This is a genomic window from bacterium (genome assembly GCA_023228325.1).
GTDB lineage: Bacteria > Auribacterota > UBA6266 > UBA6266 > UBA6266 > UBA6266.
In genome coordinates, this window is the sequence record JALOBK010000001.1 from 1641243 (window position 1) to 1660513 (window position 19271).

The window sequence follows — 19271 nt, forward strand, 5'->3', positions numbered from 1 at the left end:
ATAAAAATAAAAATAAAATTAAAAACTATTCAACTGCTAAACCATTAAACTAGTGAACTATATTAATTATGAAAAACGGTATTAAAATCACATTAACTCTTTCAATTATATGCCTTATTGCGGGTTTATGCCTTGGCGTTGTTTATAAACAGTCAAGGCCATCCATTGAAGCCCGGCAGAAAGCAGATGAAGAGAAAAGGCTAAGGGAAATATTTCCTGAAGCGGACGATTTTGAGGAAAAAACCGGCAATTTGCCCAAAATAGTTGAAAAATATTTTCTTGTTAGAGAAAAAGGGAAACTTCTGGGATATGTTTTTATCTGCTCTGATTACGGTTACTCCAGCGATATTGAACTTATGATAGGTGTGGATGGCAAAGGCGATGTTGCCGGAGTTAAAGTTTTATCTCAATCTGAAACCCCGGGGTTGGGAACAAGGATAGGAAACCCGGATTTTATCAACCAGTTTGAAGGCTGGAATTATGACTCATATCAATCAGGTAAAGCGAAGTTCGATTCCATTACCGGCTGTACTATTTCTTCAAAAGCCGTTCTGAACGAGATTATTGCAGCTATGGAGTTATGGAGAAAACTTGGGGAAAAGCAAAAATAAATGCCATTTTCAGATTTTTATTTAGTCGAAAAGGAAATCCTTCCTTTTGTAGAGAAACCCGCCAGATATATCGGCGGTGAGATTAATTCCTCCGAAAAACCGTTTGATACCGAAAACATAAACCTGTGCCTCGCGTTTCCGGATATTTACGAAATAGGCATGAGTAATTTAGGCAACAGGATTTTATACAGTATCGTCAATAACAGGGAAGGTTTTTCCGCCGAACGAGTTTATTGCCCGTGGAAAGATATGCAGTCTGAAATGGAAAAAAGAGATATTAGACTTTTTTCCCTGGAAAATAAGGTTCCGGTTAAGGATTTTGATATTGTCGGGTTTTCATTGCAGTATGAGCTTTGTATTACGAATGTGCTTTGTATGCTGAATCATGCGGGAATCCCCCTGTTTTCTAAAGACAGGGTTGAGGGCGCGCCTATAATAATTGCCGGGGGATCTTGTGTGTCTCAACCGGAGCCTTACGCGGATATATTTGATGTTATGATTCCCGGAGACGGGGAAACGGCCATATTGGGGTTTCTGGAGTGGTTTAAAAAGAACAGGGATCTAATATTATCCGATAGGAAAAGAGCTTTAAAAAGATTATCGGAAGAGAATAGTTATGCTTATGTTCCTCAGTTTAAGATTGAAGGCAGGAAGATCAGGAAGAATGTAGAGAACAAAGTTTTTACGGATAATTTGTCCGGAATTATTATACCGAATATACGGACTGTCCATGACAGGGTGGTTGTTGAAATAATGAGAGGATGCGCCAGAGGGTGCAGGTTTTGCCAGCCCGGAATGATTAACAGGCCGTTAAGGGAAAAGAATATTGCTGAAATAGCTGAAGAGGCGGAAAAAAAAATTAATGACAGCGGCTATGAAGAAATATCCCTTCTTTCGCTGTCTTCGGGGGATTACAGAAACATTAAAGAACTTTGTGAGAGCCTTAACCGGATATTTTCCCGAAAGAATGTGTCTGTAAGCCTTCCTTCGCTGAGATGTGATTCATTTTGCGTAGATCTTGCCGACCAGGTCAGCAGGACAAGAAAAAGCGGTTTGACTTTTGCCCCCGAAGCGGGAACGGAGCGCCTGAGAAAAATATTAAATAAAGATTTATCGGATGAAGAAATAGTCAATTCCTGCCTGTATGCTTTTGAAAAAGGATGGAAACTGGTTAAGCTTTATTTTATGGTGGGGCTTCCTTTTGAAACAGATGACGATATTGATGCGATAGGTTTACTTGCGGAGAGGATACTTTCCTGCGCCGGGAAGGCCGGGCACAGGGGAATAAAACTTAATATCGCCGTCTCAAACTTTGTTCCCAAAGCCCACACTCCGTTCCAGTGGGAGGAAATGAACAGCGTTGAAGTTCTCAGGATTAAGCACCGCAGGGTTAGAAATGCGGTGAAAAGCAAAAAAATAAAGCTCAGTTTTCATAATCCCGAAATGAGTTTTCTGGAATCTTTATTTGCGCGCGGCGACAGAAAGCTGCTGCGGGTTGCTGTCAGAGCGGTGGAAATGGGCGCGGGTTTTGACCAATGGACTGACCGTTTTGATTATAGTATATGGAAAAAGGCTTTTTCTGAATGTAAAATTGAAATGAAGACAGCTGTGATGCCCGGGGATATTCTTCCATGGAGCCACATGGATTATGGCGTAAATGAGCAATATCTGTTATCCGAGAGGGTAAAAGCCGGCACGGGACAGTTGACGCCTGATTGCAGAGCGACCGGTATTTGCGGCAATTGCGGGGTGGCCTGTCCATAATTAATTGACAATAAGGCGGTTTTGTAGTTTAATAAAATATCATTTTAAATGGAAAGGTATCTGTTGGGTGCCTTAAAGGATAAAGGTTTATATATTATGATAGAGCACAATAAATTAATATTAAATGAAAATTGTGCCGGAAAATTTTTTCTAAATGACTTTATTTATGTTGATTTTAATTTTGTTTTGTCTGGAAAATACCGTTGCCGGTTGGAAAAACGGGTTGCGTCTGATTCAAAATTTGCTTGAACAGCAATAATACGTCATTTCTGAAAATTATCCTTCATAAAGCCTTTATTCCCGCACAAACAGATCGTATATCGTAAGATGAATAATACTTGCTATGCCTACAGGGCGTTATATGAAAAAAAGGGTTTAATCCGTTTTGTTTCTCATCTTGATGTCGCCAGGATGGTTATGAGAGCGCTCAGACTGGGAGTGGATGAATTGAACTTCAGCAGGGGGTTTAATCCGCATCCGAAAGTATCATTCTGCCAGGCCTTGTCCCTTGGGTTTGAAAGCGATTCTGAATATTTTGATTTTGAAGCTCTTAGCCGGCTGGATATGGGATTATTACCCGGCAAAATCAATAAGAACCTGCCCGGAGGATTGAAGATAGTCCGGGTTAACGGATTGGAGCGTGAAAACAGCGTTGGCGAACCTGTTTCGTGCAGTTATGCGGTGGAACTTGAAAGGGATCCTGAATATATTGCCGAATGCCTGGATAAATTCAATTCCGGTGAAACATGGGTTTTCCGGAAGGAAAACGGGCGGGAGATAAACCTCAGGGAAACGGTGGAAGAAATTAAGTTGTTTGACAAAGAGGATAACAGGGCCGGATTGTTTTTAAAGATAAGCCTTGAAAACAAGAAGTATGTTAATCCCAGGGCTATTATTTGTGAATTGTTCAATTATACTGAAAAAGATGTATTAAAATTTGTGTTTTGCAGAAAACATTTTGATTGGAGACGGAAAGATGCAGAAAATACTAATAAATGTTGAAGGCGGAGAAAAAAGGATTGCTGTTTTGAAAAACAACACGCTTGAGGATTTTTCCCTGGAGCGGTTGGATAACAGAAAAATTGTAGGGAACGTATATAAGGGAAAAGTTGATAATGTTATGCCCGGTATGCAGGCGGCATTTGTGAATATCGGATTGGAAAAAAACGCATTTCTGCATAGTTCGGATGTGCTGGATTCCGAGGTATCATGTCAGGAACTTCTGGATGAGGAAATCGAACATTTTCCCCAGGACGGGAATAAGATGTCCGGGAAAATAGAGAATCTTATTAAGAAAGACAGGGATATATTGGTTCAGGTTGTAAAGGATCAAATCGGATCAAAAGGCGCCAGAATTACCACAAATATAAGCCTTCCCGGACGCTATCTTGTTCTTATGCCGAATTCGGCAAAATCCGGAATATCCAGAAAAATCAGCAACAGGGAGGAAAGAACAAGGCTGCGGAAAGTCCTTTCCGAACTTAAAATTCCAAAGGGAATGGGAATTATCATAAGGACGGTGGGCGGCGGCGAGGAGACAAAAAAGTTCAAAAGAGACCTTAACTACCTGCTGGGGGAATGGAAAAGAATAAGGAGAAGAAATATAATCAGCCGGACCCCTTCCTGCCTGCATAAGGAACTGGATATAGTCCTTAAGACATTAAGAGATGTAATGGCGGATGATATAGATGAAATCCTTGTTGATGACAAGAGGGAGTTCAGGGTCGTTAAAAGATTTGTAAGTATTATTTATCCGGAAGCCAGGTCCAAGGTTAAGTTCTATGATGGACGGGAGCCGATGTTTGACAGGTTTGGAATTGAATCTGAAATTAATAAAGCCTTAAGCAGAAAGGTATGGCTGAAGTGCGGAGGTTCGATTGTAATAGACCGTACGGAGGCATTGACGACAATAGATGTTAATACTTCGAAACACATCGGAAGCAAAAGCCTTGAAGATACTGTTCACAGGACTAATATGGAAGCCGCCGAGGAAGTTGCTTTACAGCTTAAACTGAGAAATATCGGCGGAATCATTATAATTGATTTCATTGATATGAAGAGCAGGAGGAACCAGAAAGCTGTTTTAAGGAAGCTTGAAGAGTTTCTGAAAAAGGACAGAGCCAAAACATCTATATCGGCGATTTCACCTCTCGGCCTTGTGGAGATGACAAGGCAGAGGGTGAAAGAAAGCTGGATAGAGGATATGTATGAAACATGCAAATGCTGCTCCGGCAAGGGTGTTATAAAAAATTCCATAACCATAAGCCTTGAAATACTGAGGAATACGCGCAGGATATTGGGGAAATCCAAAAACCAGAAATTAAAGATTTTATGCAACCCTGAAATTGCAAAAAAACTTGAGCATTATCGCGACCTGAAGGTGCTTGAGAGAAAGTTCAGTGTCAAAATCGAGATAACAGGGGATTATAATAAAAATTTTGAGGAAGTAATTTACTATGATCCCAACGGCAAAGAAATAGATTTAAAGCGCCTGTAAAAATTTTTTAAAGATAGCCCCTTGACAAATTTTGATTAAGGGGCTATAGTTTAGACCATAAATAGTATACACAGATATATTCAATATCGTTCTTAAATAATCGATTGTTTTAAACTTGTATAGTAAATTTACAATAACAGAGTATACTCGGGTATATTTACATACAAATTAAGGGAGGTAAAAATGAAGAGAGTTGTTTTGCTTTCAATAAGCATCTTTTGTTTATTGCTTTCTTCCCAAACCGTAGTTGAAGCGGCAACAGGTGTATATTACGGTTTTGAAAGCGATACGGAGGGTTGGGCAGCAGAACCATGGGGTTACGGAGTACCTGCTTTGGTATGGAATGCAGATCAGAATCTTCGGCTGGACACCGGTACTGTGGATGTGGATGCAAGTGACTGGGCTAAAATTCATATCAGGAGAGACCAGGATGAAGCATTGGATCTGGCCGGCAATGCGGCATATTCGATGAATATATTCATTCCTTCCAACGCGTATTATGTAAAAGCGAAATTAACTGTAAGGTCCGGTAATAACTGGGATTTCTGGGCAGGACAGGAGTTTGAACTTGAAAATAATAATACATGGCAGACAATAAACTGGGACCTGAGCGGAGCGTCAAACCTGAGCGATATCAGGCAGATAGGTCTTGAAGTTCAGGGGTTTTTAGGCGAAGACCCTTCTTTCTATATAGATGATGTAACAGCGGGAACAGTTCCTGAACCGTCCAGCATAGCGTTGCTTGCGGGAGGAATCCTGGGGCTGTTTTTTGTTGCGAGAAAAAATAAAGTTTAATGTAAACCCGGCTGGCTTTTTTAGTTATTACCCCCCCATTTAAAGTCAGCCGGGTTTTTTATGTGAAGATGCCGCGGATTATATGTAGCTGTATAATTAAACATGATCCCCTGTTGGAGAGCGGTTAATGCGCCCTTTGTTTTTACGGTGTAAAATTCGCCGGAATAAGTAAATTTTTGGCTTGACACAAGTTATGTTAAGAATATATACTTTCCAACCTGTATTCTATTATATAAAGAGTTATTCGGAGGTTCATAAAATGTACGCGGTAATTGAGACTGGAAGCAAGCAGTATAAAGTTGAAGAAGGCGACATCATTGATATCGAGCTTATCGGGAAGAAAGCAGGGGAAAAAGTTGATTTTGAAAAGATTCTTCTTGTTGCTGATAAAAATGATGTGAAAGTCGGGACGCCTCTGGTAAAGGATGCTAAAGTTACCGGTGAAATTTTAGCTGAGAAAAAAGGCCGAAAACTGATTGCTTTTTTCTACCGGAGAAGGAAAGATTCAAAAAGAAAAGTGGGACACAGGCAAAAGTGCCTTAGTGTTAAAATTTCTGAGATTTCCGCGAAATAGTAACGGAGGATTTTTCATATGGCGCATAAAAAGGGAATGGGAAGCACCAGGAACGGGCGCGACAGCATATCTAAGCGTCTGGGCGTAAAAATGTATGGCGGGCAACAGATAAAGTGCGGGAATATTATCCTGCGCCAAAGAGGGACAAAATTCAAGCCCGGAGTCAATGTTGGACGCGGAAGCGACGATACATTATTTGCCAGGGTTGACGGTGTAGTGCATTTTAACAAAAGAATTGTGAGTGTATTACCTTCGAGCAGTAAATAATTTTTAAAATGAAAAACTTTGAATAACACGGGTGACCGGCAATATAGTTCATCCGTGTTATTTTTATTTTCAGGGATGTATTTATGGTAAAACCAAAATCATTTATTGACAGGATTGAAATAGTTGCCTGCGGGGGTGACGGCGGAAACGGGTGTATGAGTTTTCGCAGGGAAAAATATGTCCCCAGGGGCGGTCCTAACGGCGGTGACGGCGGAAACGGCGGCAATGTTGTTTTAATTGCGGATAAGAATCCTTACACGCTTCTGGATTTTTATTATAACCCCCAATTGAAAGCTAAGGGGGGAGAAAACGGCAAAGGCAAAATGATGACGGGTGAAGACGGAAAAAATATTATAAGCAGGGTTCCAATAGGGACAGTTGTCAAAGATCCTGAAACAGGGATCATACTTTGCGATTTGGTTAATGACGGCCAGGCTTATATTGCCGCTAAGGGCGGCCGGGGCGGCCGGGGAAATGCCTGTTTTAAGACAGCCACAGAGCAGGCGCCGAGATATGCCGAAAAGGGCAAACCCGGTGAGAATATCAAATTATTACTTGAGCTTAAGATAGTTGCTGATATAGGGCTTGTGGGTTTTCCTAATGCGGGGAAATCGACGCTGATAGCGGCAATTTCGTCGGCAAGGCCTAAAATTGCGGATTATCCTTTTACTACACTTGTGCCGAATTTAGGTGTTGTTTATGTGAATAATGATAAAAGTTTTACGGTAGCGGATATTCCGGGTCTTATTCAGGGAGCTCACAAAAATGCCGGACTCGGACATGATTTTTTAAGACATATTGAAAGAACCAGAGCAATACTGTATGTTATTAATCTGAAGCCGTTTGAAGACAGAAAACCGTCGGATGAATATACGATTTTATATGAAGAGTTGAAATACCATAAAAAAGAACTGATTCAAAAACCGTTTTTGATAGTTCTAAACAAAGTGGATCTGATCGAAAATGAAAAGGAAATCGATGAATTTATAAAAGCGGCGGGAGTTAAGAAAGAATCGGTTATCTCCGTTTCCGCGAAACAAAGGATTAACCTGGAAAAACTTGTTGAACAAGTCGGTGATTTAATAGAAAATAAAAACATATGAGAAAGTATCTGGAAAACGTTAAAAATGTGACGCTTAAAATCGGGACCAATGTCCTGACGGATTCATGCGGCAGGATACAGAAGAACATTATATCTTCGATTGCGCGCCAGGTTTGCGCAATAAGAGAAAAAGGCGTCAATGTCATGATTATAAGCTCGGGCGCCATAGCGGCGGGAAGATGGAAATTAGAATTTGGCAGTAAGGAGTTGACACTCAGACAGAAACAGGCGGCGGCCGCGGTGGGCCAGACACAGTTAATGAGATATTATGAAGATGCTTTTGCCGAAAAAGGGATTGTTGCGGCGCAGGTATTATTGACCGATGACGGTTTATCCGACAGAAAACGCCAGTTGAACGCAAAAAACACTTTATTAACGCTTATCGAAAAAAAAGCGGTGCCTATCATCAACGAGAATGATACGGTTTCCGTTGAGGAAATCAAGTTCGGCGATAATGACAGGCTTTCTGCGCTGGTTGCCCAGATGACGGGAAGTGAATTGCTTATATTATTGACAGATACCGACGGCTTGATGGATAAAGACCCCAAAGTGGAAAAGAACGCAAAGTGTATCAGTATTGTAAACAGCATAGACGCGGGGATAGAGAGGATTTGCGGCAAAAAAGGGTCATCCCTTTCAACCGGGGGGATGTATTCAAAGATTCAGGCCGCCAGGATGGTTGTGACTGCGGGAGAGTTTGCGGTTATAGCTAATGGAAAAAGAGAAAATATTATTTCAGATATCCTTTCCGGTAAAGATGCAGGAACTCTATTTCTGCCGTTGCGGCACAAAATGAAGGGGAAGAAACGCTGGATAGCTCATTTTAAACGTTCGTCCGGGTTCCTGGTTATAGATGCCGGCGCGGTTCTCGCATTAAGGGAGAAGGGAAAGAGCCTTCTTGCCTCCGGTATTATATCAGCGAAGGGTGATTTTTCGGCCGGGGATATTATAATTTTAAGGGATGAGAAGGGAAATGATATAGGAAAAGGGCAGATAAATTATTCTTCCGGCAATATAAAAAAGATAACCGGGTTAAAAACATCCCAAATCAAAGCTGTTTTAAGCGGAAAAGTGCTTGATGAGGTAGTCCACCGGAATAATATGGTTATATACGGCGAAACACGGGGAAAATAAAATGCAGGGTTCCGGAAAAATAAAGGAATATGTGAAACAGCTGGCTGAACAGGCAAAAGATTCTTCAAGAAAACTTGCCTTAATGAGCGCGGACCATAAAAATAACCTGTTGAAGAACATTGCTGTTTCCATAAGAAAAAACAAAGAGATTATATCGGAAGCCAATAAAAAAGACATTAAAGAAGCGGAAAAAGAAGGTTTATCGGGAGCATTGATCGACAGGCTCCTGCTGGATGGGAAAAGAATAGAGCAGATGGCGGGCGGATTAGAGGAAGTCGCGGCGTTGGATGATCCGGTGGGAAGAGTATTAAATAAAAAAACGAGGCCGAACGGGATGCAGATTTTTAAAATCAGTGTTCCAATAGGTGTTATCGCTATTATATATGAATCCCGTCCCAATGTTACCTCTGATTCGGCCGGCCTGTGCATTAAAGCCGGGAATGCGGTAATATTAAAAGGCGGCAGGGAAGCTTTTCAGTCCAATAAATCCATCGCTGCCTGCATGAGAAAGGCTATAGCCGGTTGCGGAGGCCCTGAGAATATTATTCAATTTGTGGAAACAACGGAAAGAAGCGCTGTCGCTGAAATGCTGAAATTAAATTCACTGATCGATCTGGTTATTCCGAGAGGCGGGGAAAGCCTGATAAAAGCGGTAACTGAAATGTCAACAATACCGATTATCAAACATTATAAAGGCGTTTGCCATGTGTTTGTCGATAAAGACGCGGATTTAGATAAAGCCCTGAAGATTATCAGGAACGCGAAATGCCAGAGACCCGGTGTTTGCAATGCCATGGAAACACTGCTTGTTGATAATGCCATATCGGAGAAATTCCTTCCTTTGGCGGCGGATATGCTGAAGAAAGAAAAAGTAGAACTCAGGGGTTGTCCCCGGACAGTGAAAATATTGAAAGGGATTAAACAGGCCGCTGAAGATGACTGGTATGAGGAATACCTGGATTTGATTTTGTCAGTTAAAATCGTGGACGGAGTTGATGAAGCCGTAGAACATATCAACAAATACGGCTCCATGCATTCAGATGCCATTATTACCGAGAATCAGGCGTCCGCTTTGAAATTCTTGAACATGGTGGATTCTGCCGCTGTATATTTGAATGCGTCTACAAGGTTTACGGACGGAGGACAGTTTGGGATGGGCGCTGAAATAGGTATCAGCACCGACAAGATTCACGCCAGGGGTCCCATGGGTCTTGAAGAACTCAATACTTACAAATATGTGATTAAAGGTGATGGCCAGATTCGAGATTAGTGTTTATGAAAACAGGTATTTTCGGCGGTTCTTTCGACCCCGTTCATAACGGACATATTGAAATTGCAAGGAAAGCTAAGAGCCTGTTTTCGCTTGACAGGATTTATTTTGTTCCGTGTTATATCCAGCCTATAAAAGGCCAGCCGGCTTCCGATGCGGAAGATAGGGTTGCCATGCTTGATATCGCCGTCAAAAATATAAAAGGTTTCAGTGTGTGTATGCGCGAAATAGAAAAAAAAGATGTGTCTTACACGATTGATACATTAAGATATATTAAAGCCGAAAACACAAATGAAAAACTGTTTTTTATTTTAGGCGCTGATTCATTGAGCGGTATTATGTCGTGGAGAGAACCCGGGAGCTTTTCGGACCTGTGTGAATTTATCGTATATCCCAGGAAGGGGTCGGATTCAGGGAAGATCGGGGATGCGCTGGTTAAAATTCCGGGACTCAGAGTCAATTTTATGGATGGAGGCGAAATAAACATATCGTCGTCTGTTATCCGCAGGCGGATTTCCGAAGGGAAAATCGATGAGATATCATGCCTGGATGAAGATGTAAAAAAGTATATTAAGGAAAGGAGACTTTACAGCATTGAAAAAAACGGCTTTAAAGGGAACTGTTAGAAAGAGAAAGGCCAGTTCGCGTGAACTGGCTAATCTATGCGTGAAAATGGCGGAAGAAAGGAAAGCTTTTGATATAACGGTGATGAAAGTAAAGAATATCTCATCAATTGCGGATTATTTTGTTATCTGCTCCGGCAGGTCCGAGAAACACGTTGACGCAATAGGAGATTTCATAGAAAAAGAGCTTAAAGACAGGAATATCATCTGCCTAAGAAGCGAAGGCATAGGCAGTTCAAGATGGGTCGTAAAAGATTATGGTGATGTTATAGTCCATATTTTCTACCATGAAATAAGACAGCGCTACAGCCTGGAGCGTTTGTGGGGAGATGCTGAGTTTTTATGAAAATTGAATTGAAAGAAATAATAGCCGGGGCTATCCTCTCCTGTTACAGGGATCTTATCGGGAATGAGGAATGCCGGATACCGGAGAATATATCGGTTGATTTCGATGTCCCCAAAAACAGGGACCATGGCGATTTGACCACCAACTTTGCGATGAAATACGCGTCTTCCGCGAAAAAGCGTCCGATTGAACTGTCCAGGATGATTTGTGATCGTGTTTCTTCCTCGGGCATTGAAGGGTTGAAAAAGATTGAACCGGCCGGGCCCGGTTTTATTAATGTTTTTTTGGAACATGAAGTTTTTTACAATGTCGTCCTGGAAGTGCTGGATAAGCGCGAGAAATATGCCGTTTCTGACACGGGCAGGGGAAGGAAAGTAATAATCGAGTTTGTCAGCGCTAATCCTACGGGCCCCCTTACGGTTGCCCACGGCAGACAGGCTGCGGTAGGCGACGCTCTGGCAAGATTGCTTGCTAATTCGGGCTGCGAGGTTTTCAGGGAATACTATCTCAATGACAGAGGCAGGCAGATAGAGATTCTCGGGAAATCATTGTATTCGAAGTATATGAAACTTTGCGGACGGGAATATCCTTTCCCCGATGACGGGTATAAAGGCTCTTATATAGATGATCTGGCAAAAAAACTTTATTCCGAAAAAGGGCCGGAGTTTTCCGGGATATCCGAAAAAACGATTGAATTCATGTGCGATTACGCTAAAAATAACATCCTGGAATGGATTAAAAAAGATCTTGCGGATTTCAGTGTTGAATTTAATTCTTATTTCAGTGAAAAGAAGTTTTCAGAAACAGGAAAAGTCGAAAAAGCGATAAAATTACTTGAAAAAAAAGGACTCGTTTATGAAAAAGACGAGGCTATCTGGTTTAATTCGCGGAAATACGGTGATGACAAAGACAGGGTTATGGTTAAGAGCAGCGGCGAATGGACATATATAACACCCGATATCGCGTATCATAAGGATAAACTGGATAGAGGCTTCAACCTTTTGATAGATTTATGGGGTCCTGATCACCACGGTTATATTCCGCGTATGAAAGCGGCGGTCCAGGCAATGGGATTTGATGCCGACTGCCTTAAAGTGGTAATAATCCAGCTGGCCACACTTTACCAGGGAAAAAATAAACTTTCAATGTCTACGAGGCAGGGTGAGTTTATTTCTCTCAGAGAAGTAATGGATGAGGTTGGAATTGATGCCGCAAGATATTTCTTCCTGATGCTGAACACGGACAGCCATCTCGATTTTGACCTTGAACTGGCGAAAAAGAAATCGGCGGAAAATCCTGTGTATTATATCCAATACACGCATGCCAGAATTTGCAGTATGCTGGAAAAATATAATGAGAAATTCGGCCACGACTATATTCCTGTTGTACGGCCCGAAATTCTTGAAGAGCTTACCAACCGGGAAGAAAAAGACCTGATTAAAAAGATTTCCGTATTCCCTTCTGCCGCCGAGTTAGCGGCTTCTTTGCTTGAACCCCATAGGATTCATGTGTATCTGACAGAGTTGGCATCCCTGTTCCACAGCTATTATCATAAAGATTCAAAAAAATTCAGAGTTATCGGAGAAAAGGAAGATAATATTACTCTGGCCAGGATGGCATTGGTCTCGGCCGTAAAAATTATTATAGCTTCGGGACTTGGTCTTCTCGGTATTACTGCTCCGGAGAAAATGTAGGATATTTTTATGAAGGTTAAGGATTTTTATGATATTGATTATGAGGAGATGCGCGATATACAGAGAAAGGAAGTCTCTGAAGTTATAAGCGGAGGCGAAAACAGAGTCCTTTTCCCTGGCTTTCATCATATAATGACAACGGGAAGGGATTTTAAAAAATCCGACCTTCTTGTGACGGATAATATTTTAAATTCGTTGGGGATTAAGGTTTTTGCGGCTGACAGAGGGGGGAATATAACCTATCACGGACCGGGTCAGATTGTCTGTTATCCTGTCATCAATCTGAAATACTGGAAAAAAGATGTAAACTTGTTTATCCGCGTTATAGAAAATGTAATTATAGCGGTGTTGGCTAAGACAGGAATTGCCGCAGTTAAAAAAAAACAGTTGACAGGCGTCTGGGTTAAAGATAAAAAAATAGCATCGATTGGGATAGGTTTTTCGAAGTGGGTGTCGTATCATGGTTTTTCATTGAACGTTGAACCCGGGCTGTATTATTTCTCAATTATAAATCCGTGCGGAATCAGGGATGCGGAATATACGTCAATAAATAAGGAAACGGGGAAGAACTTCAGCATTGAATTATTAAAGGGTTATATTATCGATGAGCTCGAATGCTGTTTCAACAAGGCTGCCGCCCTGGCTTATTAAGAAAATATACCGGAATGAAATATCTCTTGAGACCAAAGAGATATTAAGGTCGCTTAAATTAAACACTGTCTGTGAAAGCGCGCGCTGTCCGAACATGTGGGAATGTTTTTCAAAGCGCCGCGCTACCTTTATGATCCTTGGGGATATTTGCACCAGAAACTGCGCTTTCTGTTCAGTAAAAAAAGGATTGCCCGACCTCCCCGAAAAATCAGAACCCGCGAATATAGCCGAAGCGGTGGGCAGGTTGGATTTAAAACATGTGGTCATAACATCTGTTACCAGAGATGATCTGGAAGATGGCGGGGCAGATCACTTTGCCCGGACGGTTTCTATGATTAAAAAGATGCATTCCGATGTTGTGGTCGAAGTTTTGACGCCGGATTTTCAAGGTGACGTAGACTGCATAAGGCAGGTTGCCGAATCCGGGCCGGACATATTCAACCATAATATTGAAACAATAAGCAGGTTATATAAACAGGTAAGGCCTCAGGCTGATTACTCCAGGTCATTAAATCTCCTGAAGTTCATCAAGGATAATTATCCCGGTATATACACAAAATCGGGTTTGATGGCAGGCCTTGGAGAAAACAGGTATGAACTTGAGGCAACTTTCGATGACCTTATAGCGCATAGTTGCGATATCCTTACGATAGGGCAATATCTTTCTCCTTCCAGGAACAATATTCCCGTTGCCGAATATATCCATCCTGACGAATTTAAGTATCTGGAAAAGGTTGCTTTTGAAAAAGGTTTTTTGTATGTTATGTCCGGTCCGTTTGTGCGCAGTTCTTACAACGCGGATCAGGTATTCAGTAAAAATAACGGTAAAAAGGAGGTATAATCTTATGTTTGAAGTCGTTGTCCCGGATCTGGGCGCTGATGTTGAGAAAGCAAAGATATCGTTCTGGCATTATGATGAGGGTGATAAGGTGGAAAAGAACGATGACGTTGTGGAATTAGCCACAGATAAAGCCACATTTAACGTTCCGGCCCCCGAATCGGGTATAATAGCAGAGTTATGTGTTAAAGAAGGAGATGAAGTGGAGGTGGGGGAAGTTATAGCTTTTATAGATGAAGAAGCCGAGGAACTTGAACTTGTTGAAGAGGATGAAGAAGAAGATACAAAATTCTGATTATGAAAATTCATTCAACTGCAATAATCGGTAAAAATGTTAAATTGGCGGATGATGTGGAAATCGGCCCCTACTCGGTTATCGATGGAGATATTAATATCGGCCGTAAAAACAGGATACATCCATTTGTCCATATTAAAGGAAAAGGAACGATAGGAGAAGGTAATGAAATCCACACCGGCGCTGTCATAGGCGATATTCCTCAAGACCCTAATTACGAAGGGAAAAAATCTTCATTTAAGATAGGCAACAACAATAAGATCCGCGAAATGGTTACCATCCATATAGGTTCTTCAGAAAAGTCGCCGACCGTCATCGGAAACAATAATTTCATTATGGCGTGCGCCCACGTCGCGCATGACTGTGTGCTCGGTAATAATATCATAATGGCCAATGCCGCGCTGCTGGCGGGACATGTCGTTATTTTTGACCAGGTTTTCATATCGGGAGGGGTCGCAATACATCAATTTTGCAGGATAGGCAAATGCAGTATGATGAGCGGCAACAGCAGGATTTCAAAGGATGTCCCGCCTTTTATAATGGTTGCGGAAAGAAATGAGGTTTACGGAATCAATGCTATCGGCATGAAAAGGAACTCATATCCCAGAGAAACAATAAATGAAATAAAGGAGATCTATAAAATATATTATAAAAAGGGAATAAATAAACATAATGCCATGGATAAGATAAAATCAATCGGTTTTAAAACACCTGAAGCAGGTGAATTTATAGAATTTATTATCAGCTCAAAAAGAGGGGTCTGCTGATTATATTCAAAATATTCAAAAAAGGGCTGGAAATACCCAGCTCTTTTTTTTATGCTGTTTATGGTATTTAATGTTATTAAAATAGAGTAAAAATATATGAACAGACTTCTTTTGTGTTATATCTCCCGGAGGTCAGGGCATCATAAAGCGGCTCTTGTCCTGGAAAATGCGCTGAAAACGGCAAACCGGGACCTTAAATTGAAAGTTATTAATCCTTTTCATTACACCAATCCGCTGCTTTCCAAGATGACTTTAAAAACATATATGGGTTTGATACGGAGAACACCCGAAATATGGGATTATTTGTATGATAACAGAAATGTAAAAGCCAGGACAGTTAAGATCAGGAATTTTTTCCAGAAAATAAGCATGGCCAGGATAGATAAACTGCTGAATGAATTTTACCCCGATATTGTGGTTTGCACACAGGCTTTGCCGTGCTGTCTGTTCTCTCAATACAAGAAAGTAAAAGATAAAAACATAAAGGTCGCCGCTGTAATCACGGATTATGTAGTGCATTCTTATTGGATAAATGATGAGGTTGATATGTATTTTGTGCCGTCCCGGGAAGCCGCAGACCGCCTTATTGAGGAAGGTATCGCTGCTGACCGCGTATATGTATCCGGCATACCGATAGATTTAAGGTTCAGCGATAATACAGATAAGCCAAGGGCAAAGATAAAACTTGGATTGCCGGCGTCAAAATCACTGGTTACCATTATGGGAGGAGGGTACGGCTTAGGGTCTCTTGAAGATGTAATAACTGAACTATTGAATATTTCCGGTGAAACATTTTTGCTTGTTATAGCCGGAGGTAATAATAAGCTGTATGAAGCGCTTAACAGGGATTATGGCAGCAGAGAGAATATCAGAATAACAGGATATACCGATGAAATAAATATTATAATGGATGCTACTGATATATTGATATCCAAACCCGGGGGCATAACTTCGGCGGAAACCATGGCAAAAGGAGTCCCGATGATTATAAATTCTCCGTTACCGGGACAGGAGAAGTCAAATGCCAGATACTTAAGCGATAAAAACGCCGCGTTGTTATCAAGGAACGCGAAGGATGCCGGTGATTTGACAAAAAAACTGCTTACAGGCGAGATCGACAAGAAAAATTTAGTTGAAAATGCTTTAAAAATCGGGAATTTAAAAAGCGCCGGGATAATATCACAAAAAATAAATGAATTATGGTTAAGATAATATATTTTTCTTTACTGCATTTTCTGGCTTTGCATCTGCCCAGGAGGATAAGCTATGCGATAGCATGGTTTATTGCGAATTTGAATTTTTTTCTTAACAGAGCGAGCAGGAGAGGCGTTATCGCAAATTTATCCGTAATAATGGAGTTTAAAGGCAGAGACATCAGGGATAATTCAACAAAGAGGGAAATAAAAGGAATAGCCAGAAGGACTTTTATTAATTTCGGGAAATATCTTGTTGATTTTTTCGGGGCCGGGAATTTAACCAGGGATTTTATCAACAGAAAAATTGAGATAAACGGTTTAGAAGCGCTGGACAAAACGATTAAAAATAACAAAGGCGGTATTTTTGTTTCAGTTCATCTGGGTAATTGGGAGTTGGGCGCCATAGTTCTTGCGCTGCTGGAATATCCTATAAATGTTGTGGTATTGCCGCATAAAAATAAAAAAGTGGATGGATTATTTGTTGAAAAAAGGACAAGTAAACATGTAAAAGTTATCCCCATAGGGTATGCTCTCAGAAGATGTTTTGAAGCGTTAAGAAAAAATGAGATTGTGGCCGTATTAGGCGACAGGGATACTACTTTAAACGGGGAAGTGCATAAATTTTTCGGAAAAAGATGTATTTTGCCCAAAGGCTCTGTAGACATCGCGTTGCGGACAGGTTGTAATATAGTATTTGGGTTTTTTGTCAGGAAATCATATGATAAATACCTATTTGAGATTAACGGCCCGATAGAGGCTGATAAGAATAATATATCGAGAGATGAATTGTGGGACAAGATAATCGTGAAAATGGAAGAAATGATTTTAAAATATCCTGACCAGTGGTTTGTTTTTTATCCTTTATGGAGTTGATGGCAGATGGAAATAATCGCTTTAATCAGCGCGTTTAATGAAGGAAGATATGTTGCGGGCGTAGTCGGGAAAGCGAAAAAGTACTGTAAAGAGATAATTGTTGTGGACGACTGCTCAGAGGATAATACATCCGATGAAGCAAAATCGGCGGGGGCGGCTGTTTTAAGGCATGATATCAATAAAGGCAAAGGCGCGGCGATAGGAACGGGGCTTAGTTACCTGGCGGGGAGAAATTTTGATGCGGTCGTGCTGATGGATGGTGACGCCCAGCATGACCCGGATGACATTCCGGTGTTAGCCGAATGTATGGAAAGGACCGCTGCCGATATTGTAATAGGTTCCAGGATGCATAATCCGGAAGATATGCCGTTGATAAGATTGCTTACCAATAAGTTTATGAGCTGGATTCTCAGAAAGTATACGAAAATCAGTTTAAGCGATACGCAATGCGGGTTCCGTCTCATCAAGAAACATGTAATAGATAATTTAAGCTTAAATTCCGATAAGTTTGAAATTGAATCAGAACTTATCATTAAAGCGGCGGCAAAGAAGTTTAAAGTGTCTGAAGCTCCTGTAAAGACAATTTACGGTTCTGAAAAGAGCAAGATAAGACCTTTCAGAGATACTTTGAGATTTATAAAATTTATGCTGTCTGTTAAAAAAGGGCAAAATGCGGAATTTACAGGAAAATGATTTTTCCGAACAAAGAAGGGAAATGGTACATGGCCAGCTCATGGCCAGGGATATATATTCTGAAAAGGTAATAAAAGCTTTTTTGTCCGTCAGGAGAGAATTATTTGTGCCTGAAGAATCCCGTGAGCACGCGTACAGGGATTTTCCTCTGGGAATAGGATTCGGACAGACTATTTCTCAGCCGTATATAGTAGCTTTAATGACACAGGCGGCAGATGTTTTTGAAGGGTCAAAAATATTGGAAATCGGGTCAGGCTCCGGGTATCAGGCCGCAATACTGGCTTATATGGGAGCGGAAGTTTACTCTGTTGAGAGAATACAGGGCTTGAAAGAACTGGCTGAGCGAAACTGCGGGAAAGCCGGTTTCCCTGCAGTCAAATTTAAAATCGGAGATGGGAGTCTCGGTTGGCCCGAATACGCTCCTTACGATATAGTCATCGTTACCGCGGCTTCTCCCCATATTCCGGGAGAACTTGTTAATCAGCTTAAGGAGAATGGCAGGATGGTTATTCCTGTGGGCGGGTCGGCGGTTCAGGATTTATTATTGGCCCGAAAAAAAGATAATAATATTATTAAGCAAAAATTATGCGGCTGCAGGTTTGTTCCTCTTATAGGAGAAGATGCTTGGAAAGATTGAATTTTTACGTTACTCTTGTTTTATTAGTTGTTTTTTGCGGGTTATCCTATGCTCAGGAAGACAGTATAGGATACAGGATAGCGGATGACCTTCAAAAAAGGGGAATTTCGCAGGAATCCGCCGTATTGATAATCGCCGCCCTGCCGATTGTCGAACTCAGAGGTTCCATCCCGGTGGCTCACCTTATGGGAATGGAACCGTTTAAAGCGTATCTCATTTCCATAGCGGGTAATATGATACCCGTGATTCCGATAATACTCCTTCTCGGGCCTTTAACCGAGTGGCTGTCTAAATTTCCCTTCTGGAGAAAATTTTTTGACTGGTTTTTCAAAAGGACGAAAGCAAAAGCTTCCCTGGTTGAGAAGTATAAAGCCGTAGGACTCGCGTTATTTGTCGCCATACCTCTCCCTGTTACGGGCGCATGGACAGGGTGCGCGGCGGCATTTCTTTTTAAGGTGAAACCGGTTTATGCGTTTATTTCAATTCTGGCGGGGGTTTTGATAGCGGGTGTAATTATGAGTGTCATTGCGATTCTGGGATGGATAGGTTTTGCAATCGCCGTAATTGTGCTTGGATGTTTGTTTATGAAAGTGGTTTTTAATATTTTAAGAATAAAACGGAAAAGCGTTGTATGAGGTTGAAAC

General features: G+C 41.3%; 23 protein-coding genes. All 23 read left to right on the forward strand.

Going from position 1 to position 19271, the window contains the following annotated elements; genetic code table 11:
• The first annotated feature begins 68 nt into the window (after window positions 1-68).
• The 23 genes from M0R36_07830 (at window position 69) to M0R36_07940 (ending at window position 19262) form a co-directional block, all read left to right on the forward strand.
• On the forward strand, window positions 69-611 hold the full coding sequence (locus M0R36_07830) for an RnfABCDGE type electron transport complex subunit G (GenBank protein MCK9555709.1): 543 nt from the start codon (window positions 69-71) through the stop codon (window positions 609-611).
• Entirely contained in the window at window positions 612-2375 is a 1764-nt protein-coding gene (locus M0R36_07835) for a TIGR03960 family B12-binding radical SAM protein (protein ID MCK9555710.1), read from the forward strand. It abuts the gene before it with no gap.
• 48 nt (window positions 2376-2423) lie between these two features.
• Window positions 2424-2624, forward strand: a complete 201-nt coding sequence (locus tag M0R36_07840) for a hypothetical protein (protein MCK9555711.1) — start codon at window positions 2424-2426, stop codon at window positions 2622-2624.
• A gap of 78 nt (window positions 2625-2702) precedes the next feature.
• The gene (locus M0R36_07845) at window positions 2703-3377 is read left to right on the forward strand and encodes a TIGR03936 family radical SAM-associated protein (GenBank protein MCK9555712.1); all 675 of its coding nucleotides are present in this window, start codon (window positions 2703-2705) and stop codon (window positions 3375-3377) included.
• The gene (locus M0R36_07850) at window positions 3352-4872 is read left to right on the forward strand and encodes an Rne/Rng family ribonuclease (protein ID MCK9555713.1); all 1521 of its coding nucleotides are present in this window, start codon (window positions 3352-3354) and stop codon (window positions 4870-4872) included. The genes M0R36_07845 and M0R36_07850 overlap by 26 nt, the downstream gene beginning before the upstream one ends.
• A 183-nt stretch (window positions 4873-5055) precedes the next feature.
• A complete protein-coding gene (locus M0R36_07855; GenBank protein MCK9555714.1) occupies window positions 5056-5667 on the forward strand; it encodes a PEP-CTERM sorting domain-containing protein in 612 nt (203 codons plus the stop codon).
• A gap of 259 nt (window positions 5668-5926) precedes the next feature.
• Window positions 5927-6241 carry a 50S ribosomal protein L21 gene (gene rplU, locus M0R36_07860; GenBank protein ID MCK9555715.1) on the forward strand — a complete coding sequence of 105 codons (315 nt, stop codon included), beginning with the start codon at window positions 5927-5929 and terminating at the stop codon, window positions 6239-6241.
• An 18-nt stretch (window positions 6242-6259) separates the two neighbouring features.
• Entirely contained in the window at window positions 6260-6508 is a 249-nt protein-coding gene (rpmA, locus tag M0R36_07865) for a 50S ribosomal protein L27 (protein MCK9555716.1), read from the forward strand.
• A gap of 83 nt (window positions 6509-6591) precedes the next feature.
• A complete protein-coding gene (gene obgE, locus M0R36_07870) occupies window positions 6592-7611 on the forward strand; it encodes a GTPase ObgE (GenBank protein MCK9555717.1) in 1020 nt (339 codons plus the stop codon).
• The gene (gene proB, locus M0R36_07875) at window positions 7608-8744 is read left to right on the forward strand and encodes a glutamate 5-kinase (GenBank protein ID MCK9555718.1); all 1137 of its coding nucleotides are present in this window, start codon (window positions 7608-7610) and stop codon (window positions 8742-8744) included. The genes obgE and proB overlap by 4 nt, the downstream gene beginning before the upstream one ends.
• A gap of 1 nt (window position 8745) precedes the next feature.
• Window positions 8746-10014 carry a glutamate-5-semialdehyde dehydrogenase gene (locus M0R36_07880; protein ID MCK9555719.1) on the forward strand — a complete coding sequence of 423 codons (1269 nt, stop codon included), beginning with the start codon at window positions 8746-8748 and terminating at the stop codon, window positions 10012-10014.
• Window positions 10015-10019: 5 nt separating this feature from the next.
• Window positions 10020-10640, forward strand: a complete 621-nt coding sequence (nadD, locus tag M0R36_07885) for a nicotinate-nucleotide adenylyltransferase (GenBank protein ID MCK9555720.1) — start codon at window positions 10020-10022, stop codon at window positions 10638-10640.
• Window positions 10609-10983 (forward strand): ribosome silencing factor, encoded by a 375-nt coding sequence (gene rsfS, locus M0R36_07890; protein MCK9555721.1) that lies wholly within the window; start codon window positions 10609-10611, stop codon window positions 10981-10983. The genes nadD and rsfS overlap by 32 nt, the downstream gene beginning before the upstream one ends.
• Window positions 10980-12677 carry an arginine--tRNA ligase gene (gene argS / locus M0R36_07895; protein MCK9555722.1) on the forward strand — a complete coding sequence of 566 codons (1698 nt, stop codon included), beginning with the start codon at window positions 10980-10982 and terminating at the stop codon, window positions 12675-12677. The genes rsfS and argS overlap by 4 nt, the downstream gene beginning before the upstream one ends.
• Before the next feature lie 9 nt (window positions 12678-12686).
• Window positions 12687-13328 carry a lipoyl(octanoyl) transferase LipB gene (gene lipB / locus M0R36_07900; GenBank protein MCK9555723.1) on the forward strand — a complete coding sequence of 214 codons (642 nt, stop codon included), beginning with the start codon at window positions 12687-12689 and terminating at the stop codon, window positions 13326-13328.
• The gene (lipA, locus tag M0R36_07905; protein MCK9555724.1) at window positions 13282-14169 is read left to right on the forward strand and encodes a lipoyl synthase; all 888 of its coding nucleotides are present in this window, start codon (window positions 13282-13284) and stop codon (window positions 14167-14169) included. The genes lipB and lipA overlap by 47 nt, the downstream gene beginning before the upstream one ends.
• Before the next feature lie 4 nt (window positions 14170-14173).
• Window positions 14174-14461: a biotin/lipoyl-binding protein gene (locus M0R36_07910; protein ID MCK9555725.1), complete on the forward strand. Its 288-nt coding sequence runs from the start codon at window positions 14174-14176 to the stop codon at window positions 14459-14461.
• A 2-nt stretch (window positions 14462-14463) separates the two neighbouring features.
• The gene (gene lpxA / locus M0R36_07915; GenBank protein MCK9555726.1) at window positions 14464-15228 is read left to right on the forward strand and encodes an acyl-ACP--UDP-N-acetylglucosamine O-acyltransferase; all 765 of its coding nucleotides are present in this window, start codon (window positions 14464-14466) and stop codon (window positions 15226-15228) included.
• Between the two features lie 96 nt (window positions 15229-15324).
• Window positions 15325-16440, forward strand: coding sequence for a glycosyltransferase (locus M0R36_07920; GenBank protein MCK9555727.1), 1116 nt, complete (start codon window positions 15325-15327; stop codon window positions 16438-16440).
• Window positions 16428-17297, forward strand: a complete 870-nt coding sequence (locus M0R36_07925; GenBank protein ID MCK9555728.1) for a lysophospholipid acyltransferase family protein — start codon at window positions 16428-16430, stop codon at window positions 17295-17297. The genes M0R36_07920 and M0R36_07925 overlap by 13 nt, the downstream gene beginning before the upstream one ends.
• A gap of 6 nt (window positions 17298-17303) precedes the next feature.
• On the forward strand, window positions 17304-17990 hold the full coding sequence (locus M0R36_07930) for a glycosyltransferase family 2 protein (protein ID MCK9555729.1): 687 nt from the start codon (window positions 17304-17306) through the stop codon (window positions 17988-17990).
• Complete coding sequence (locus tag M0R36_07935; GenBank protein ID MCK9555730.1) at window positions 17968-18627, forward strand: protein-L-isoaspartate(D-aspartate) O-methyltransferase; 660 nt, start codon at window positions 17968-17970, stop codon at window positions 18625-18627. Before M0R36_07930 ends, M0R36_07935 begins: the two co-directional genes overlap by 23 nt.
• Window positions 18615-19262, forward strand: a complete 648-nt coding sequence (locus M0R36_07940; GenBank protein ID MCK9555731.1) for a small multi-drug export protein — start codon at window positions 18615-18617, stop codon at window positions 19260-19262. Before M0R36_07935 ends, M0R36_07940 begins: the two co-directional genes overlap by 13 nt.
• The last annotated feature ends 9 nt before the right edge of the window (window positions 19263-19271 follow it).

What these genes read in the sequence shown, in the direction of transcription:
- M0R36_07830 (MCK9555709.1), top strand. Translation starts at nt 69, where the DNA reads ATGAAAAACGGTATTAAAATCACATTAACTCTTTCAATTATATGCCTT.
- M0R36_07835 (MCK9555710.1), top strand. Translation starts at nt 612, where the DNA reads ATGCCATTTTCAGATTTTTATTTAGTCGAAAAGGAAATCCTTCCTTTT.
- M0R36_07840 (MCK9555711.1), top strand. Translation starts at nt 2,424, where the DNA reads ATGGAAAGGTATCTGTTGGGTGCCTTAAAGGATAAAGGTTTATATATT.
- M0R36_07845 (MCK9555712.1), top strand. Translation starts at nt 2,703, where the DNA reads ATGAATAATACTTGCTATGCCTACAGGGCGTTATATGAAAAAAAGGGT.
- M0R36_07850 (MCK9555713.1), top strand. Translation starts at nt 3,352, where the DNA reads ATGCAGAAAATACTAATAAATGTTGAAGGCGGAGAAAAAAGGATTGCT.
- M0R36_07855 (MCK9555714.1), top strand. Translation starts at nt 5,056, where the DNA reads ATGAAGAGAGTTGTTTTGCTTTCAATAAGCATCTTTTGTTTATTGCTT.
- rplU (MCK9555715.1), top strand. Translation starts at nt 5,927, where the DNA reads ATGTACGCGGTAATTGAGACTGGAAGCAAGCAGTATAAAGTTGAAGAA.
- rpmA (MCK9555716.1), top strand. Translation starts at nt 6,260, where the DNA reads ATGGCGCATAAAAAGGGAATGGGAAGCACCAGGAACGGGCGCGACAGC.
- obgE (MCK9555717.1), top strand. Translation starts at nt 6,592, where the DNA reads ATGGTAAAACCAAAATCATTTATTGACAGGATTGAAATAGTTGCCTGC.
- proB (MCK9555718.1), top strand. Translation starts at nt 7,608, where the DNA reads ATGAGAAAGTATCTGGAAAACGTTAAAAATGTGACGCTTAAAATCGGG.
- M0R36_07880 (MCK9555719.1), top strand. Translation starts at nt 8,746, where the DNA reads ATGCAGGGTTCCGGAAAAATAAAGGAATATGTGAAACAGCTGGCTGAA.
- nadD (MCK9555720.1), top strand. Translation starts at nt 10,020, where the DNA reads ATGAAAACAGGTATTTTCGGCGGTTCTTTCGACCCCGTTCATAACGGA.
- argS (MCK9555722.1), top strand. Translation starts at nt 10,980, where the DNA reads ATGAAAATTGAATTGAAAGAAATAATAGCCGGGGCTATCCTCTCCTGT.
- lipB (MCK9555723.1), top strand. Translation starts at nt 12,687, where the DNA reads ATGAAGGTTAAGGATTTTTATGATATTGATTATGAGGAGATGCGCGAT.
- lipA (MCK9555724.1), top strand. Translation starts at nt 13,282, where the DNA reads ATGAGCTCGAATGCTGTTTCAACAAGGCTGCCGCCCTGGCTTATTAAG.
- M0R36_07910 (MCK9555725.1), top strand. Translation starts at nt 14,174, where the DNA reads ATGTTTGAAGTCGTTGTCCCGGATCTGGGCGCTGATGTTGAGAAAGCA.
- lpxA (MCK9555726.1), top strand. Translation starts at nt 14,464, where the DNA reads ATGAAAATTCATTCAACTGCAATAATCGGTAAAAATGTTAAATTGGCG.
- M0R36_07920 (MCK9555727.1), top strand. Translation starts at nt 15,325, where the DNA reads ATGAACAGACTTCTTTTGTGTTATATCTCCCGGAGGTCAGGGCATCAT.
- M0R36_07925 (MCK9555728.1), top strand. Translation starts at nt 16,428, where the DNA reads ATGGTTAAGATAATATATTTTTCTTTACTGCATTTTCTGGCTTTGCAT.
- M0R36_07930 (MCK9555729.1), top strand. Translation starts at nt 17,304, where the DNA reads ATGGAAATAATCGCTTTAATCAGCGCGTTTAATGAAGGAAGATATGTT.
- M0R36_07935 (MCK9555730.1), top strand. Translation starts at nt 17,968, where the DNA reads ATGCGGAATTTACAGGAAAATGATTTTTCCGAACAAAGAAGGGAAATG.